The following is a 19790-nucleotide window of genomic DNA, read 5'->3' on the forward strand; positions in this document are numbered from 1 at the left end:
AATGTTCATTCGCTTAACCTCTCCAACTATGCACCAGACCACGGACAACACTTCCCCCACCGCTTTTCCTTTCCATATCATTACCTTAAATATCGCCAAAAAAGCCGCATTTGCGGCTTCAACATCACGTATTTATCTTACGTGGATACTCTACTGTAGGTTAGAAAATCAACAGCCTTCTGCGCCCAGATTCGCTCCGAATAAGCCTCATGCGCCATATCCTGTACAATATGAAGCTCAATCCTGCCTACAGCTCCAGACATTTGCTTGTTTTCCATGATGTTCAGATACAACCTCTCCGTCTGTTCTACGGGACACAGTTGATCAGCCTGACCGTGAATGAGTTGAATATCCACCTCACTGAGTCCGGATACATAAGCTATTGGGCTTCTATCCCGCAGGGCAGATTGATCATGCAAAAGCTCACCGATTTCAGTTTCCAAGAATGATTTCAGCTTCGCTCCTCCGCCTGCGTACAGTCCTTCCAGATCCGTAAACGGTGCACAGGCAACCACAGTACTCCATAACGCCGGACTTTTACCTGCTACCAGCAATGCAAGATAAGCCCCATAGCTCACCCCATAGAGAGATACGTGTGAATAGGAAGATAACATCTGCTCCCGTATGAACTGGATGACATCTGCATCTACGCCGCCCCAGTCGTTCTGAATGCGTATCCTGTAATCTGTACCGAACCCCGAACTGCCGGGATAGTTCAGCCCGATAACCCGCACTCCTGCCTGATATAATCCGCTGATGACCGGACTAAAGCTGTCAAACAGGCAATTATGAGGCCCGCCATGAAGATAGATGACCACCTGTTCTGCGCCCTCTGGGTGCATGTCCATGTACGGAATCTTTTCATGTCCATAACGAACCCATCCATAGATTACACCGGGTTCCTTGTCAGGATGGTTGCCAATCCTCTCATCTCGCTCAACCGGGAAACGGGTAATCGTACGCGTTTGTTCCGAAAACCGGTATATCCCCGGCACCGGAGGACATATGATAGATTCATATTTTCCGATCAATCCCTGCTTGTCCCTGCTCAGGACAGCCTGTGTCAAGATTCCCGGATAATCATACAGCTCATACCTCTTCTCTCTGTCCAATGTATATTGAACATATTGCCACCTGCCGCAGGTTATCCCTTCGCAGAGGACTAGCTGTTGATGTGGATCGAGTTGCATTCTAATCAGTTCAGAAAAAGGTTGGCTTTCTGTTGAACATTCATGCACCCGATCCTCTCCCTGCCTGATCCATCCAGGCTGGAAGCCATCTTCCACAGGAATAGAAACGGCTATCAGATCCCCCTTCTTATCCATCACAGGGTAGGCGTACTCCGTGTAGGGTATTTCGGATGATGGAAGGATATCTTCGGAATATGAATACACTCTTCCGAATCCACCAACGTTTACACCAACCTCTCGTGTTGATGCAGACCAGAATACAAATTGCGGGTTGTCCAGATCAGGAGTAACCCATCGCGCCTCATCCTTCTCGGGATCGTAAAGACCTATACGGACAGCTCCTGAACGATGTCTAATGGAAAATAGCAGAATTAATTGCCCCTCTTGCCAAGCGGCCTGCATCACAGGAAATGGAAACTTCACAAACAGGGTCTGAATCAGCCTTGCTTGCTCCTCATCCTCGTATAGATGAAGCCATTTCCCCACCTTGTCCTGTGTAATCACCAGAACCTGGTTACTGCCTATAAACTGAATATGCTGCGTATGCTGCTCTGACTCTGTCCCATGTTCAGAAAGGCTCTGCCGACTATCAATCCGGCCTGTATCATCAAGACTGCACCATTCACATGTATTGTCATCATAGCCCAAGAGCATACTCGTTCGTTCCTTATTAACACTCATTCGTGTCAAGAATGGATAGCCCAACCGGATTTCCTCCTCTCATTCCAGTGTTTTAACTGCTCCCATCCCTCCAACTGCGATTCCAGTTTATCAATATACTGGTCCTGCGTGTATGCATCTAGGGGCGTAACGGTCCCCAGTCTGCCTAATGTTTCCCGAATCAATCTGATCTGCGGCAGACTGGCAACCGGCAGCCCCATCATCAATAGACGGTACACCCGGGATGCCCGTTCCTCTGATCCTTGAGTAATCAGCGCGCCAGCGATTTCCACGGCACGACCAAGCAGCTTGGAATGGATAGTGTTTGTCTTCATGCGTAACAATTGAATCAATAGTTCATATTCCTGCTCCTGCTCACCAAGCTGTTGATGCAGTACCATTTTTAATTGCAGTACATGCCCCAGCCAATCTACATACGCATCAACACATAACTTCTCCGCAGCCAGCAACGTCCTATCTGCCTCTGCATAGTGACCTGCCCGGAGCTGCAAGCCCGCAATGTTTAGTAGTGTCTGAATCTGAAAAACTCGCTTATCCGGTCCATCAGGAAGCTGGCGTATACGCTGACCCGCCTGTTGCTCCAACGTAATTGCGCGTTCTACATTGCCCTCCTGCATCTCAATTAATGCTTCACCATTATCAAGTGCAGCCCATTTCCCAATACGATACGTTTCAGTTAGCTCTTCTTGGGCAATGATTTCACGAGCTTTCGAATAACAGTGTCGTGCTTCAGCATAATGCTTCCCGTTTTTGGTCAACAGCTGACCCAACTCAAACCAGAGTACTGCCTGTTGTGTTGCCGACAAACGTTGAAATAACGAATTATGGTCGAAAAAATGAAAACAGGACCTGTAGCGGGCCGAATCAGCCGATTTGGATAACAAAACCCAGGCCAGCCTATTGTAAAGCGCCAATGCTGCCTCTTTTTCCTTCCCTTTATCCTTGTTTACCATTTGTAGATGTTCTTCCAACAAACGTCGGGTCTGATCAGGTGTATCCCTGACAAGGGATACCGGAAGTTTGGGTATGTCCTCAGGATTACTAGCCATGGTTGGATATCGATGAAAAAAAAGCACTACACTTACTCCCCTTAGCTTCTGTCGATACAGGATATAGTGGATGGCTCCCAGATCCGCAGGGTGAAGGTAGGAAGATACTTCAACCAGAACCCATTTCCGATTACCAGGCGTCCACCCTGATCTTTGGAATCTCAATAACGCATTTTTACATGCCACAAGATCATCTATTGGCTGAAATGGATTTAGTTGATAGATCAGCGGGAGAGTAGCATACGGATCACCAACCACGATTTGTATAACCTTATCCTGCCAATGCGTTCTCAGTTTGTGAATTTCATGCTTCACCGCATCGGATGTTCCTTCAACGACAAACAATCCAGGTTCATGACTCACACGAAACCATTTACTTCTCAGATCATGATAATCCGTACTTTCCAGTGAGACAGGCATCATGAAAGTTCACTCTCTTTCGTGATTCGGCATACGTGTATAAGTTCAGGCACCTGTTGTAAATTCAGCGCCGTCATCAATTGATAACTACCCCGGTTGTTTGCATCAAGTGCAGCTTTAATCCGCTGATCCGGGTCTGAACTGCACCGATGGAGACCATATGCAGCAAGCCATCGGGCCCATCCTTGACGTTTCGCTTCTGGTATTGTGAATATATGAGCAAGGAGTACACTCCCAAACTCATCGCTTAACAAGCAGCCCCCAATCTTACTTCCCTCCAGTTCCACAAGCCCGGAACCTTTCAGCAACTTGCCATATACCCCCTGATAAATATCCCCGATAGCTTGACGAGCAGCTTCCCAACCTGGACAGGTAGGATCACTGGCCTGGAGCAAGTGTGCAAGGGAATCCTCCTGCCCCTCCGAAGACATCCAAACCGCGTCTTCATGTGGCATAGCCGGCACCGGAACGTCCTTCAACTTGCCGAAAAATCGATACCGATGGGCAAGAACGTCCGCCCGGTATCCAAGCTTCTCCCACGGAAATGAGGCAGGAGCAGTTGCATATAGAGAGGACCATGTGATTTTATCCAAAACGGATGACATCCGATCTTCCCAATAAGGATTGGAATGTGCTTCACTCCATAAATCCAAAGTATACTGCCCTTCACCCTGATCAATTACCATGAACGAAGATAGGTTTTCGTCGTTTCCAGGTTCAACTGCATAATAGCGATCACCCGCCTTCCCCGATTCGTGCTGGCATTGCGGCAGGATATCAGATATGGATGTTAGCATCATACGCTTTTCCCTCCCTGTTATAATCGAAACCTGAATAAACCAGTGGTTCGGATGCAACAGACGGATAAAACCGGCGTAGCAGGAATGTATAGATCCCCATATAACCGGTCATATAATCCGGGGAGAAGGACTCCATGTCCTCCAGAGGCCACATCCACATGTCTTCCTGTGAATCACTTCGCAATACATACAAGCTCTGTGTATACTCCGCTAGTTTAGCTTCATATCTACCTGGGAACTTGCGGTTAGCCAAGAGTAGAAAATCTCCATTGCCTGCAATTCCGTGACACTGCCCAAAAGAAGCAAATACCGTTGCCTGTGCCACTGCATCCGCTGCTTGAAGTCCAAGTCTGGTACAGAGGGGATCTTGCAAAATATCAGCCGCTGCCATCAAAAATCGACCAATACCCGCCGATCCATTACACCAATGTACCCAGAGTGTATCCGGTTTTTCGGGGGATGCAGGCCACAGGCTCACGCCATTCTGTCCTCCATGACTCGTACGATCGAGTGTATCTACAATTCGCTTCACAGCAGAATAGTTCGCTTCCTTTCCTGTACGCTCCGCCAAGGCAAGCAGATAATATCCTATACCTGCGATGCCATGAGAGAACCCAAGGGAGTGGTGGCCTTTTTTGTCCGATTTATCTTTCACTTTCCACAAACTCAATGATTCATCTGTCTGCTCTTCTTGTTCCAAAATATAAACACCCAGTTCTTCTGCTCTTGCCAGAAGTTCAGGGCGGCCGCCAATACGGTATATTTCAAGCAGCATCAATCCCAACCCCGCCGCTCCATGACTAATATTGGTCTGTACTGGCTCATGCCGGGTGATTTCCAATGCCAGATCCTCTGCACGTCGAAGCAACGATGGATCATTTATTCGTTCAGCCGTCTCTGCCATTGCCCAGGGAACAGCGCCATATCCAAAGTATAATGCTACAGGTGTCTCATCTGGAACGTAAGGGTGATTCGTCAAAATCCATTCCAATACTTCACGTGCATATTGATGGTATTGTCTGTTTTGTGTAATCTGACCAAGCTGATTAAAACCAAAGATCATCCCTGTCCAGCCAAAGTTGAAATTCGCCGCATGAAACATCTTGCTCATGCTGTTTTCCGGGAACAGTTGCAAGGGGCTATTAAAATCAAGAGAAGTATACAGTGTGTTTACCATACGCTCGGCCTGACGGAGTACTTCTTCTGGCTCCATATTGCATTCATCCTTCTCTATTACATCCCTGCTTCCTCCTGAATTGACCTCTTGTTGTTCCAGCAATGCAACCAGTGTTTCACGAATTTCTGATAACTCCACATGTCCGCCTGACATGATCTCGATGCCCAGACTCCCCAAGCCACGAAGCTGTGTATTACTCTGATGATCCAGATAAGCCTGTGCAGCTTCCAGATGGGATTGCTGGTATTTCAGATAGGGGTCGATGGATGAAGCCATGTAATAGAAGACACCTCCCAGTGCATACAGATCATCCGCATAACTGGATCGCCTGCTGTGCTCACGTCCCCGTGGCACATAGCCCGGAGTATGACCGGTCAATGGATCGGCCTGACCCTCATCACTTCTGACATAAGCCAGTTCAAGATCAATCAGGCGTACACTTCCGTCCGTCAGCACAACAATATTGTTGGGCGTCAGATCATTGATCACAATTCCTTTATCGTGACATTGCTGCACCATATCGATAATATGTATACCCATCCGATGCATATCCGCCCGGTTGTAATCTGCGGCTACATGTCTGCGATGGATATATTCACGCAAGCTGATGCTTTCAAAATACTCCAGGATCAGATAGCGGTTATTTTCAGTACTAAACAGATCAAGCGGCCTTGGGGTAACCCCCGTATCCTTCATCAGATCAAGCACGCGATATTCATTATCCAGATAGTTATGAGCAGACCGCCCACCACCGTCTACACGCATGCGGTAGACCGCTTCTTTCATGACAGCCTGTTCATAGGATGTGCCAGTGATGAGAAATACTCCCCCCTTACCGGACTTCTTGAGTACACGTCTCACACGAATATTTCGTATACCAAACTCATTGTTATTGGAATCGGTATGACGAGAATCAGCCCGATTCTTCTCCATCGCCTGAACCCCCAGTAACTCCTCAGGTTCATTCACCCACTCCGGTTTATACCTGCCAGGTGTTCTTCGATCCTCCTCCAGCTTACCTTCTGGATTCTGGATGGCATACACTTTTGCACCCGAGTACCGGTCATAGTAGAAACGATCAGTGAATGCACCATAACGATAAAATACACACTGGCTACCGAGGTATGCCCAATCTGTCGGGATAGCTGGTCCTTTCAGATCGCTTGTACATGAATGCATTAGCTCAAGTAACTTCAAGAATTGCTCTTCGTCTCGTGCGTAGATGGTGACACATTTCCCCGTCTGAGGGAGAGGTATGGAACCGTTAGATGTTTCAATCAGTTTCAGCCCGCTGCTCACTACTTTCCATTGCACATCATTTTCTGTTAGCACTGGTGCAATGCGTCGCAGCAATTCAGCTCCTTCCACAGGGATAACCGATAAATGGATTTTCCAGCCTTGTGCGGGAAGCCTTAATTCTTCCGGTCTAAAACAAATCCAATGGCCGTCATTCGACCATTGGATGGATTGGGGAAGTTCCCGGATTATATGTTCCAAAGCGTTCTCAAAGGCGTCCTTCTTGGGGGTTACGCTTGCGAATTTCAATGAGAATCACTCCTTTTTGAATAAAATAAGAGGGGGAGGTACAATTATTTTAGTAATGCGCGAAAATCAAAGACTTATCTTTCAAATGATTCAGTGAATAGAGCATATAAAGAAGTTCCTAGCTCTCGACAACGATCGTGGTTGAGCTAGTCCAGCTGCACACTGTACACAAGCTTGTTTCCTCAAACATGTTGTTATCCTCTTCAACCTCTAGTGCCATCAAATCCTGTACAGATAAAATTTCCTTGTTTTCCATGATATATTACCTCCCATTTGTCTCCCCCTCTTATAAACCAAATTCTACATAAAATTTGATATTCCTTCTTTTTAATTGAATTATTTTACATAAATTATTCATTAAACCCATTTATTTCGCCTGATCATGTCAAATTATTGATTCCTCGGACTAAAAAGAGGCACAATATGACATCAAATTCCAGACTACATCGAGGTCGTTTGTTGCCGGGTACGCTTGCTCCGTTCTTCACGGAAAGGTCGGACAAATAGGCTTGCCATGCCCATACAAATAACAAATGTACCAATCCCCATGTACACCCATGAAGGATTGTACGTTTCAATGAACCACCCTCCCAGTAACAACCCAAGCGGATTACTAATGCCACTCATCAAGACACCCATACTGTTCATGACACGTCCTCTCTTTTCTTCCGGGGTGGATAAAAGAATGGAAGTCACCAGCGGTACATTCACAAGAGCAAGTCCCATCATCAACAAAAATGAACACGCAATTGCAATATACAGGTTAGGAAACATCGGCATGAGCAGCAAGCTTGTGCCTGAGATGAGGTAACTGATCAAAAACCAGTGAGCGAGTGAGAGTCGTTTGGCATATTTGCCACTGAGCAGAGAGCCTGCAATACTGCCAGCGGCAAAGGCTGACTGAAGCAGACCGTAGCCTTGTGGTCCGGCTTGCAGCACCATATTGGCAAAAATCGGCGTAAAAATGTGCAGTGGCGCACCTGCAAAATTGATAATGGCTCCAAAGATAATGCAGCAGGCCAAAATTTTACGGGAGAACAGGAATGTAATTCCCTGCATGCTATCTTTGACAAAACCAGAGACTCCTTTTTGTTTCACTACTTTGGTTACAGGGATGCGGATAAAGAAAATGGATATGGCGGATAGCAGAAACGTAACTGCATAGATGAACAGGATGGACTGAACGGAGATGAACGCGATCAATATGCCCCCCATGGCGTATCCAAGTAATTCAATCGTTTTGGAGGATGAGTTCAGTAGTGCATGGGCTGGAGCTAATTGTTTTGCAGGTTCTGGCAAAATCGCGGGGATGACTGTCTGGGTTGCCGGATTGAACAAAAAACCAAGGATTGCAATGAGCAGATTGGCTGCGTATATATGCCACGGAAGCATGGATCCTGTCATGAACAAAAGAGCCAATATGCAAGCTACGCCTGCGCGCAATATATCTGTCCAGATCAAAAGTTGCTTTTTGGGAAGACGATCACTGATCGTCGCCAGGGGAATGCCCAGAAATGCATAGATCAAGTATGGCAACATCGGAATCAGTGCGGCAGCAAGTGCCGACTCCGTTAATTGGAGAATGTACCACATCGTCGCCATAGAAAATAAAATCTGACCTGCGCCAGAAATCAATCTACCAACAAGAAGCACAACAAAAGAAGGAAGGCGCAAAACCGCTCGATAGCTGTCGCCGCGGATTTCATTTTTCATCTTTTTCACGCACCTCTCCCTCGTACGTAACAGATTCACCATCATTAACATGATGCAGACGCGTAACCAAACCTGAATCTCGAATCGTCTGTTGTATCTTGGCTTTTACCCGTTCCAGTTCAGCCGTATACTCGCGTATCTCGTTCAATAAGGTCTGATGGGTTCGGATGCCTTCCCTAATCAACATTGCAGTCGCATCAGAACGGTTTTTGGCTAATTCAAGAAATACTAGCTGATCAATGATATCAATCTCTTCCTGACTTAATCGAACGGAAACAACTCCCTTGGCTCCCGAAAGGTTTTTGTTCGCCTGCTCCACAGATCGTTCCACCATCTGGTTAAACTGAGCTTTCTGGTCATTGTACATATTCATTTCCTCCATTCTCACGAGTGTATGCGTATATCGTAATTTGTAAATTGTAAATTGGTTTTAATTTACATTATACCTGTAAATAAATGGTTGTAAAGCAAAAAACCTTTGGATATCCAAAGGTTCGCCGAATATGTTATTTAACTAGTTCACTACTCTCCCTGCCTCCACCACATGCCCTCCGATTTTGGGCTGGTGTATTCAAATCCAAATTGAGCATAAAGTTGATCAGCCGGAACATCCGCCAGCAGACTGACCAAACCACGGGCAGGTACTGCTTCACGCAGATAATTCATAATCTCGCTCATGATCAGTTTTCCATACCCCATTCCCTGAACATCCGGGTGTACAGCAATATCGACGACCTGAAAGAAACAACCTCCATCTCCAATCACTCGCCCCATGCCTATCAGCATATCCTCTTCACGCAGACATACGGCAAACAGGCTATTAGGTAATCCAATCTCCGCCCCTTCCCTGCTCATCGGGCTAAGACCCGAAACCTCCCGTAAGGCAAGATACTCCACTGCTGCGGGTGGTGTGTGTTCAATACTCACATGATCCATAAATTGTGCCCCTTTCTGCTTGAATTCATCTACTTCCTGTGTAATAGTGAGAGAAAGCTTACGTGAAGCGTTTTTCTTGATACTTGAAGTTGGTGCAAAGGAGGAACAAGTGTGTTTCAACGTTGGATTGAAGATCTAACATCGCGCCCAGGCGCTGTGGCTGTGCTGTTTGGAGTCATGGCTTTGCTTCTGGGGATATACATATGGTCTGCCACTGAAGTTCGCCGCAGCCACGAAAGGCGAATGAGAAGGATACGAGATACATTATACATAAGTACAGCCCTCTTGGGACAACTTACCATCCAGGAAAATCGGAATTATGAACGATCGGAACACGAACATGACGATCTGATAACAGCAATGTTAGCCTGCAAAGCTGCATCTTATCTATCCCCTCAGCTACAGGACCAGATCCGTGACTGTATTAAGGAACATGATCCTGCCAGAATCGGACTGATGCACAGAGCACTGGAACGAGAATGCACCGTATTATCGGATGAACTCAGCCAGGAGACTCATGCAGATCATTGGGGCACTGCGGTATGGACCATCCTTCGGCCCGCAGCCGAACCATTGGCACTAGCAGCCACAGGGTTTCTAGTTACAGATCTGATATTTCGTCAGCGGATGTTGGACGTCCATGTAGACTCATGGGACAGCATCTTGCCATGGATTCGCGCAATTTCCCTGATGATCACCATAATATATGGTTACCTGCTCTGGGCCAGCCCACGACGGGATAGGTCAAGTACAGTAACCAAAATGCTCTCCTTGCTGATCGCTCTATGCTCCTTGCTCCATCTGATTGGACCTGTTGCTGCACCCTATACACTGGGACTACAGCTGATTATATTCACTTCGGGTTTCGGGTTGACTGGGACGCGCTCTCGAAGTGATCGCCCCTACGCAGGACATACGGATCTGGAACCAACGAAGCAAGTCTCTACGGAACTGGAAGGGAATACACGTCGTACCTCTGGTAACAACACCGACGAATAACCTACGCATCCAGCCGCTTCCATATGATTAAACTTAGATACCCACCTCGATGATACGAGACTCGGCCCTCCCTCCGCTGGATTTTCACAGATCAGGTCGTGTCTCCTTACTCGGCATGCTATACGATGATGGATGTCAGTGTCCCAAAATTATCGAGCTCCCGTCTGGTTGATCCTATTGAGTAGCCAGTCGATTTTCTAAGGAACACAGGACGTCTTATATTACCTCTACGTCCTCTTTCAAAATTGTAAAGAACCTCAGACACGTTATTTCCCAAAATCGCTCGATAAAAACGCTCTAAAACGCCGTACATTCCGATATAACGTGTCTCAGATTCTTTAGATTTCTGCGGGTGCTTCAAATCCTTGAATACGACGCCTCAGATTCGTTAGCGCTCAATCCCTGCTCATGCTCTGTTCCAAGCACGAGCGAGCGGACAACCTCTAAATTCTTCAAGTCTGTACGCAAAAAGGGCTGAAACTACATTGTAGCTTCAGCCCTTTTCTATATTACTAATTTTGTCTTGCGAAGAATGATCGGAAAGTTATTCTGTCTTCGAAGTCGCATGTATAACATTCTTTAGTTCACTTTATATCATGGATAATTACTTCACTTATTTGGCTACAACATGTGCAATGACGCGGCCCTTTTCGTACGTGACAGTCACGTCATAACCATCTGCCGTTACACTGTCGAATTCACCTGTAATTCCATTAGCCGTGATTAACGTAATATCTTTGGAACCTTCAATCTTATGGTTGGACAAGTCGAGTTTGAGACTTCCTCCATCAATATAGAACTTTCTGCCAACATTCAGCTGACTGTTGTTGTCAGCCACAACCAATTCCAGCGTACCCTTATCCATGGTAAAGTTTCTATTTAAGTTGAGTGCTCCGTTGACATCAACGACAACTGTTCCATTTTCTACATACAGATCACCTGTACCAAAAGCAGTTGCAGATTCAGCTACCAGCGTTCCTGCTTGCAGCAATGTTCCGCCAGTGTAGCTATTTTTCCCTGTCAGTGTAAGGGTTCCTGTTCCCTTTTTCGTGAGCATTCCACTACCGGTGATATCATTTCTCCACCAATCTTCTGCATTGAAGCGCCCTTTGGAAGCGTCCATATCCACAGTTACATTGTTCAAGAATGCGCCGTAGCCATCCGCAGCCGTGACCAGATCAATTCTACCCCAGCCCTTGGATTCATCCAGTACAGGATATCCAGAGTCAATGGATGTTGTATACAATACTTGTCTGCGTTGCTCATCTGTTAAATACGGTTGACGTGTTTCTAACAGGGCCTCTGCTCCTTGCGGTACAACTGGAGCCAAACCTTTGGTTCCTGTTTGTGGTAGACCGTAAGTCATCTTTTCTCTATAGAAGGCTTTATTGGCATCATGATCTTCCCATTTGTGTTCATCGTAAGCACTCTTGAACGTGTAATCTTCGGTTACGGTGTGTGCATACTCATACAGACTCATATTGTTTTCCTTGGCTGCAGCTCCAAATACTTTTCCTGCATTCTCATAACCTTTATCTAACACATCTTTGTTCTCAGCCTTATTAAGTGCATATGCAGCCATGGCTGTGGATTGTATTCTTCCTCCTATAACATCAAGCGGTGAGTGCATCCCCGTTACGATTCGATTCTCGCCCAACTGAGCTGCTCTCGTTAACAATTCAGTGAATCGTTCTGGTGTAGCGTATGCCAAAGGAAATACGGATAAGTAAGCTGCACTGGTATGTCCGCTCGGAAATCCGCCATCTTTTCCTCTTCCATCCTCAGCGATTCGTTTGACATAAGTTAACGCAGGAATAAGCTTAACGTTGGTTTCGTATTGCTGGTAATGTTTTTCTCCTGTTGATTTGGTGCCGCCTGAAGCCAAAGGTACTTCTTTTTTCTCACCTTCGCCCAAGGTTTCCCATACAGGCAGTCCTTTGCTGTCAACAACTTCTTTCACTTCTCCATTGGAATTCATTCTCCACGGTCTAGGGGAAGAGTAGAAATATTTAGAGGGATTAGATGAGGCAGGAATTTTGAATCGAACCAGATCAACTAAATGAACCAAGTCTGCAAGTTCCGTCTTTGCTTCCCAATCTCCAATGCCTTGGCTTTCATCTTCCACTGTTTCTTCGGTCAATACCACATTCATCTCGTCCACCGTTCGTTCAACGTTTGTCTGTGGCTTGATGATATCTACATACGTGTTAGCCAACGGACCAAAGCCCTCCATCACGCTATAGATCTTATCTCTTTGGTCATCATAATAGGCTGCCAATGTCTCTTCATCCGTGCGATTTTGCGTGACCTTTTCTACATATTTGATATTGGCTTCCCAAGTCGCTTTGTTCCGGATCTCTTCATTTGCATATGTTTTCTGATCAGCGACAGCTACGGTTGGATCGTTTTTAAATCCGTCATAATAAGGGGACGGTCCATCTCCATACTTTGCATTCTTTCCGTCAGCTCCAATTTTAGTTGCCGCTGTTCCATCTCTCCAATCCGCTTGGTTCATGGACCATACTTGATCAAAACCGTCCAAAATATCAATAAACGGATTGGTTTCCGCAATATTTTTCAAGGTGTCGTCTCCGGCATTGGCTCCGTGCTTCACGGCGGACAACCGAGCTTCATCTGACGGGGGATTAACATTCAGTACGGTTGCCGTTCCTTTTGGCTTAGCTGGTTTGGCAGCTGTAGTAGCATCTGTTTCCACAGCCTTAACGAGCGCAGACACCGCTTCGGCACGAGTAATGGAATGAAGCGGTTTGAAGCTTCCATCTGCATATCCGGAGATAATTTTCGCTGCTGCCGCTCCACCTACAGCTCCCTTGCTCCACGCCGCAATAGACGATGAATCGCTAAATACATTCGCTGCTGTTTCATTTAACTCCAGATTCAAAATGCCAGCGATCACTTTAGCTGCTTCTTGACGGGTGATCGGATCTTGCGGCTTCATTGTGCCATCGGTGTATCCTTCTATATATCCATTCGCATTTGCAATAGAAATTGCTTCGTAATACCATGCACTCTCAGACACATCGTTAAAGGTAATTTTAGCTTGTCCGGAATATCCAAAGGCACCGTTTACCAAATTCATAAATTCTGCTCTGGTAATATACGTGTTCGGTTTAAATGAACGATCCAGGTAGCCTCGAATTAATCCTTCATCACCCCATGCTTGAATATTTGCTTCCGCCCAGTGTCCCTTAATATCAGAGAACTGAATCTTCTGATCGGCTGCAAAACTCTTCTCTGCAAATGTCGGACCTACCATAGACAACATTAGAAGTAATGCCAGTGACTTTTTAAGTAGTTTTCTCATGGCTTGCAAATACACGCTCCCATTATGGTAAATTTTTTTTTTTTGCTTCTGCATCTGCAAATGAGTAAGAAAGACTCTATACAGATGTCTGATCTGACGTTACTGTAGCATTAGGGAGCGTTTCACATCTATAGAACAAATTCCGTTTTATATCAAAATCGTACGTTCCGGAGCTTATATGCCAAGAAAATGGAGTTAGATACTACATTTATCAATTAAAATACCTACTTTTGTAAACGCTTTATTAACTAAAAGTAAATTATGGAGTGGGAGTATGTTAAATTTCGATCAACATGATTTCTAGTCCTCGGCCTGCTATATAATGATGAAGTTGTTTAGAAAAGAGAGATGAAGGGGGAAAAAGAATGCATAAGCCATTTCAGTCTGTGAGATCCAAGATGGTTCTTTCCTACCTTGCTGTCGTTCTTGTCATTGCGCTTCTTTTCGGCTCCATTCTATACCTCTTCTTCTCCCGTCAATACAGCAAAGAGATTCGAATCAATAATCAACTGTCGCTGAAAAGCACTGTCAATACTATTGAGAGCTCCGTGATCCAGAAGGTGAATCAGGTCTATCTGTCCCTGGCACTCGGTAACGCCGCTAGTATCGATTTAGATAGCTTAAAAGGAAACCATAGCAAAATCCTGGACATCGAACAGTCCCTCAAAAATATGGTGCAAAATTATTCCGATCTTATTGAAGCTATTCATGTGTACGATACGAAGAACCACTTCATCGTCTCATCTGTATATGGGCTATTGCTCTATGAGGACACGCCTTCGAGTGTGGATCATACGACGGATTGGATTGCTGCAATGAAAGAGACTCCAGAAAGCTCCTTATGGATGAAGACTCGCATGGTGCCTCAGGATGTTTATATCGAATCACGGGAACAGGGCAAGATGAGTCCTCTAATTTCCTATGTCCATAGTTACCCGTTTCAATCGTCTGGACAAGACAGTAAGGCCATGATTGCGATTGATATCAAAGAATCAGCGATCAGTCAGATCATTAAAAATATGCTCCCTGCTGACTATGCAAATACATTAATCATCGATCAGGACGGAACTGTCATATCTGCCGCAGACAAAACGTTGATAGGCAGCTCCACGGAGGAGAATCTGACGCAGTCGCTGCTTACCTTTCATTCTTCAGATGCGAGCTTCACACCTGTATTTAACTATGACTCTCATGTCGTTACCCAAGATCAATTTAAAGGAAATACATGGAGAATCTACACAACCACACCTAATGAAAGCTTCTATTATAAGTTGGATAGCTTGAAGGAGATTTCGGTTCTTCTTGGCTTGTTGGCTGTCGCGGTTGGGATCGTAATGTCCTCCATCTTTACTAGGGCCAATTATATTCCTCTTAAACGAATCATGAATAACATCAAGAGCCGGATGGATAGCCCAACCAGCTTAAAGCAGGACGAATATCGGTTCATCGATACAACGTTTAACAATCTGTCCAATAAAGTTGATAGTCTTGAAGAAACCTTACAGGCCAATCACAAAATGATTAAGCATAGTATTATGCTCAATATGTTAAATAATCGATTTACACCCGAGGAACTTACGGAACAGCTCCAGTCTGTTCACATTTCAATGGCCTACTCTCGCTTCCGTTGCATCGTCATTGACCCTGTCAATGAGAAGTGGAAGGATCTGCAGCCACGACAGTTGCAGCATACGTTGTATACGATGATCCAGCAACTGGAGATCGCAGAAATGGATGGAACTCAACTGCTGGCAGAGGAATTGCAGGATCACAAAATAGCAGTGATCATCTGTACCAACCAACCCGAAGAACCGCTCTCTGATCACATTGTAGACTTTATTCACGCTGAGGCGAGCAGCAGATTTGGTCTGGAATTTGTACTATCGTTAGGCGGGTGGGTAGAGCACTTCACGAAGATTCACACAAGCTATCATCAGGCGAATACCCTGATTCGATACAGCTACTTCTTCCCCGAGCAGTCTGCCATTCAGGATCTTGATCTTCTGAACAGGGAAGCCAGCAGTCTGGAGATCCCGGATTCATACCTCGTAAACTTTGAAAAGAAATTGCAGACTCGGGATGTGCAAGGTACGGCTCAGGCCATTCAGGAATTGGTCGCGACAATAAAGGAAGGCCCCTATTCAGCCGAATACAGTCGGATCATATTATTAAAAACGGTATCTATTTACGCTGAGTGTATTCATCAGGTGCGCCTACAACCCGCCGAGGCGAGTTCATTGAATATGTACAAGCAATTTTCATTGTTCTACAATATCAACCGCTATTCGGAGTGGATGATTCATCTCGTGACCGAATTTGTGATGCAGATGGAGAAGCGCAGCGAGGTACGAAGTGTGGATACCATCTCGGCTGTCAAAGCCTATATTCAAGAGCACTTATCGGGCGATCTCACGCTGGATCATGTCTCAGAGCAAGTATTCATCAGCCCTAAATATCTCAGTAAACTTTTCAAGGAAGAAACCGGGATTGTTTATTCCGAATATGTTACGAATCAGAGAATGGAACGCGCACGGGAACTCATGACACAGCGTGAAATCACGGTTGAGCAGGTCGCAAGTACGGTCGGTTACCGTACCCCTGCTTATTTCATTAAGAAGTTCAAAGAAATTCACGGCTGTACACCGAAAAATTTCATGCGCAGTCTAATGGAACAAGGATCTATATAGGTTCAATCTAACATTTACACAAGAACGGAGAGGACAGAAAGAACCTGAAGAAGCGTAGCGTTCGCCTTTATTCCCGGATTTCTCCCTTTAGAAAAGGGATCAAAAGAAATCTGGGAATAACAGCGATCGGAAGGTTGTTCTGTCATCGGAGTGTCCATGTAAATATTCATTAATTGACCCTATATAGAATTTAAAATCAGGAAAGGAGCTGCTATGAACCTTAACCTTTCAAGAAAGCTATGGCTATATTCCGCAACGCTTCTCCTGCTCGTATTTACAAGTGGGTGTACCTTTTTAGGGAGAGAAACAGCACAAGTGCAACAGCAGGACCATCTAGCAAGCGCTGAGAAAGATACAGCACCGCAGTACACGATATCCTGGACTATGCATCAAAATATCCCTGTTCCTGAAGACGCTGAGATGATTGCATATATTGAGGATCGGTTTGATGTCGATCTGGAGGTATGGAACCTTGAGAACAAGCGGTACGAGGAACTGCTTGATCTGGAGCTTGCTCAAGGGAAAATACCCGATCTGTTCCGGATCAGACAACCGCATGATCTGCTTAAGTATCAGATGCAAGGGGTTTTAGCGGAAATCCCCCCGGATGTCCTTGAACAATCTGCGCCAAATATCGTACAGCGAATTCGCGATTATGATTCACGTTACTTAGAGTATGGAAAAATAAACGGCTCCTTATATGGAATTCCGGCTATTAATCAGACCAACATCTATCGAACCCCTGTTGTATACCGAGAGGACTGGCTTAAAAAGCTTGGTCTGGAGGTGCCAAAGACATTAGATGAATTTGAAACGGTTATGTATGCTTTTGCCAAAGATGATCCGGACGGGAATGGTAAACAGGATACGTATGGCCTATCCAGAGAGGGCTTAAATGTCGTGTTTGGCGCTTTTGGACAGTCCGTTTTCACCGAGCAACTGTATTTTAATGAAAAAAACAACCAACTCGTGATCGGTGCTTTGCAGCCTGAGATGAAAAAAGCCCTGACTTATATGCAAAAGTGGTATCGGGACGGGATTATCGACCCTGAGTTCATAACCGGTGAAAATAAAGGCGGCTATAAACATCTATCCCATGCTTTTATTAATGGAAAAATTGGGATGACCTCGATGGGCAACTATTATCATTGGAATCAAGAGGGAGATTACAGTGTCCTTAATGAAAATGGCCAAGAAACCCCTGTGGGAGCCTCGTTCAATGTTAATGAGCTACTACAGAAGAACGCAACTGCAGAGGTTGTATTTGGTTCTCCTGTTATTGGTCCTGAAGGACATAGCGGTTCAAAAGGGAACAATCTGCTGATGAATTTTATTGCTATAGGTGCTGAGGCTGCGAAAGAGCCGGGAAAACTGGAGAAAATTCTGGAGATTCTCGATTATGTAAGTGCCAACCCCGATCCGGAGGAGCAGATCAAAATGGAGTATGGCCTTCCAGGAAAACACTGGAATTGGAGTACCGATGCTTCAAGATCGTTTCATTTACTTTACCCATACAATAGAATGGAGAATTATATTAATAGGATCGGCTCAAGTATCGGCATGACGGTTCCAGGTACACCCTCGGACAAACGTGAACAGTGGGCTGCATCTGCAGGGTTGACGGAGAATGGTATCTATAATGGCCTGGAGGTTGCAACCCCTGCCCTGATTCAATATTCATCTGAATTGATTCGTATGAGAGACAGAGCGTACATCTCCATCATCACTGGCGATCAGCCTGTGGGGTATTTCGATACCTTTGTGGAAGAATTCATGGATGCAGGTGGGCAACAGGTGCTGCTTGAAGCGAATCATTGGTATAAGGAGCATATGGAGACAAGTCGTGCACAATAGGTAGGATGGTTTGGAACATGCATTTCCCATGAGTTTCTGGATTTTACATGTGTGCTTATGCACCTATCTTCGCTTCCCTCACGCCACGTCACTCTCTATCCCTTAGCACTCGCATTTGATCCGCGTAGTGAACGGGCTGAACTGCTTCGTGCCGTGCTTCCGGATTTGGAGGCGCTGCCTGAGGGTGTGTTCTCAAAACGCTTGCGTTCGGTTCGGTCCATCTGCACAATCTGACCTTCGTGCACCACGATATGCAATGAACCAAACTCCATGTCATTCAGCTGTCCGGCAATTCGGTCCAACCATACCTCATCCACTTTTAACGGCTTAGCCATAGAGCCGCCTCCTCTTCTCGGGCTATCGCCCGCCATATTCCTAAGTACGCTATCATCCAACGGATTTATAAATCATTCTTATCCAACCTATATACTTGGTTTATACATTAGCAGGGCTTCCAGTAGCTGTCAATCTGTATTTTCTTCTTCTCATAATCACTTTTCTGAAACGGCTTTATGTCCAAGCCAGCTCTTGAGCAGCAACGTGGCGAGAGCCAGAATCAGGAGCAGGGAAGCTACGGCAAACGAAGCCGAGAATTGATATTCGTTATACAAAATCTCGACATGAAGTGGTAACGTATTGGTCTCTCCGCGGATATGCCCGGACACCACAGATACGGCTCCGAACTCGCCCATAGCGCGGGCATTACACAGAATAATGCCATATAGCAGCCCCCATTTGATGTTGGGCAAGGTTACACTCCAGAAGATTCGCCACCCAGAAGCACCTAGCGTAACCGCCGCTTCTTCTTCCCGGATTCCCTGGTCCTCCATCAGCGGAATCAGTTCTCTCGCTACGAACGGGAAGGTAATAAACAACGTTGCAATCACAATGCCTGGCAGCGCAAAAATGATTTTGATATCATGCTCGGACAGCCACGGCCCAAACCACCCATTCGAACCAAAGACCAATACAAAGATCAACCCGCCCACCACAGGCGAAATTGAAAAAGGAAGATCAATCAGGGTGATCATAAGTCCCTTGCCCTTGAACTGGAACTTGGTAATGACCCATGCAGCGGCCACACCAAATATCGTATTCAGCGGTACGGTAATCGCCGCAACCAATAACGTGAGTTTCAGTGCAGACATGGCATCCGGCTCGGTAAGAGCCGCGATGTACACACCCCAGCCCTGCTTCAACGCCTCCATGAGCACAATGGCCAGTGGCAAAATAAGCAGCCATATGAGTACCAGGCTTGCCAGTCCAATCAACAACCATTTGACCCATGGAGCTTCCGTTGTTGCACGGTTAGTTCCACGCCCGGTCTTTACGGGTGGAACAGGGCTCAGTGGGATAGAACCCGCCATATGCTGCACCTCCTTTGGTTTGGGTGAGTGACATCTGATTGTATCCA

Annotated in this window: 14 protein-coding genes; 3 read left to right on the plus strand and 11 right to left on the minus strand. The window is 45.8% G+C overall.

The annotated features are described in order from the left end of the window. Positions 1–137: 137 nt before the first annotated feature. The 8 genes from D829_RS0121075 to D829_RS0121110 all read right to left on the minus strand — a co-directional run bounded on the left by D829_RS0121075 (position 138) and on the right by D829_RS0121110 (position 9511). On the minus strand, positions 138–1895 hold the full coding sequence (locus tag D829_RS0121075) for a prolyl oligopeptidase family serine peptidase (protein ID WP_017690914.1): 1758 nt from the start codon (positions 1893–1895) through the stop codon (positions 138–140). Then, positions 1877–3343 (minus strand): hypothetical protein, encoded by a 1467-nt coding sequence (locus D829_RS0121080; protein ID WP_017690915.1) that lies wholly within the window; start codon positions 3341–3343, stop codon positions 1877–1879. The genes D829_RS0121075 and D829_RS0121080 overlap by 19 nt, the downstream gene beginning before the upstream one ends. Then, positions 3340–4140 carry a hypothetical protein gene (locus D829_RS0121085; RefSeq protein WP_017690916.1) on the minus strand — a complete coding sequence of 267 codons (801 nt, stop codon included), beginning with the start codon at positions 4138–4140 and terminating at the stop codon, positions 3340–3342. The genes D829_RS0121080 and D829_RS0121085 overlap by 4 nt, the downstream gene beginning before the upstream one ends. Then, a complete protein-coding gene (locus tag D829_RS0121090; protein ID WP_017690917.1) occupies positions 4118–6862 on the minus strand; it encodes a lanthionine synthetase LanC family protein in 2745 nt (914 codons plus the stop codon). Before D829_RS0121090 ends, D829_RS0121085 begins: the two co-directional genes overlap by 23 nt. A gap of 118 nt (positions 6863–6980) precedes the next feature. Beyond that, positions 6981–7118 (minus strand): hypothetical protein, encoded by a 138-nt coding sequence (locus D829_RS33800; RefSeq protein WP_017690918.1) that lies wholly within the window; start codon positions 7116–7118, stop codon positions 6981–6983. 185 nt (positions 7119–7303) lie between these two features. Continuing rightward, complete coding sequence (locus D829_RS0121100; RefSeq protein WP_017690919.1) at positions 7304–8575, minus strand: MFS transporter; 1272 nt, start codon at positions 8573–8575, stop codon at positions 7304–7306. Further along, complete coding sequence (locus D829_RS0121105; RefSeq protein ID WP_017690920.1) at positions 8565–8942, minus strand: hypothetical protein; 378 nt, start codon at positions 8940–8942, stop codon at positions 8565–8567. Before D829_RS0121105 ends, D829_RS0121100 begins: the two co-directional genes overlap by 11 nt. A gap of 155 nt (positions 8943–9097) precedes the next feature. Then, on the minus strand, positions 9098–9511 hold the full coding sequence (locus D829_RS0121110; RefSeq protein WP_017690921.1) for a GNAT family N-acetyltransferase: 414 nt from the start codon (positions 9509–9511) through the stop codon (positions 9098–9100). Positions 9512–9622: 111 nt separating this feature from the next. Here D829_RS0121110 and D829_RS0121115 point away from each other — a divergent pair, with 111 nt between their 5' ends. After that, complete coding sequence (locus D829_RS0121115; RefSeq protein ID WP_017690922.1) at positions 9623–10510, plus strand: hypothetical protein; 888 nt, start codon at positions 9623–9625, stop codon at positions 10508–10510. A gap of 613 nt (positions 10511–11123) precedes the next feature. Here the strand turns inward: D829_RS0121115 and D829_RS0121120 are convergent. After that, positions 11124–13835 carry an S-layer homology domain-containing protein gene (locus D829_RS0121120; protein ID WP_036661826.1) on the minus strand — a complete coding sequence of 904 codons (2712 nt, stop codon included), beginning with the start codon at positions 13833–13835 and terminating at the stop codon, positions 11124–11126. A gap of 365 nt (positions 13836–14200) precedes the next feature. On the opposite strand from D829_RS0121120, the gene D829_RS0121125 reads away from it, so the two are divergent. Together D829_RS0121125 and D829_RS0121130 are read left to right on the plus strand one after the other, a co-directional pair. Further along, positions 14201–16522 (plus strand): helix-turn-helix domain-containing protein, encoded by a 2322-nt coding sequence (locus D829_RS0121125; RefSeq protein ID WP_017690924.1) that lies wholly within the window; start codon positions 14201–14203, stop codon positions 16520–16522. 315 nt (positions 16523–16837) lie between these two features. Further along, positions 16838–18376, plus strand: a complete 1539-nt coding sequence (locus tag D829_RS0121130) for an extracellular solute-binding protein (protein ID WP_017690925.1) — start codon at positions 16838–16840, stop codon at positions 18374–18376. A 95-nt stretch (positions 18377–18471) separates the two neighbouring features. Here the strand turns inward: D829_RS0121130 and D829_RS0121135 are convergent, their stop codons facing one another. Next, positions 18472–18711, minus strand: coding sequence for a YezD family protein (locus D829_RS0121135; protein WP_017690926.1), 240 nt, complete (start codon positions 18709–18711; stop codon positions 18472–18474). 156 nt (positions 18712–18867) lie between these two features. Continuing rightward, positions 18868–19743, minus strand: a complete 876-nt coding sequence (cysW, locus tag D829_RS0121140) for a sulfate ABC transporter permease subunit CysW (protein WP_017690927.1) — start codon at positions 19741–19743, stop codon at positions 18868–18870. Between the last annotated feature and the right edge of the window lie 47 nt (positions 19744–19790).

The sequence above is a fragment of the Paenibacillus sp. PAMC 26794 genome, assembly GCF_000316035.1.
In the GTDB taxonomy this organism is placed as follows: Bacteria; Bacillota; Bacilli; order Paenibacillales; family Paenibacillaceae; genus Paenibacillus.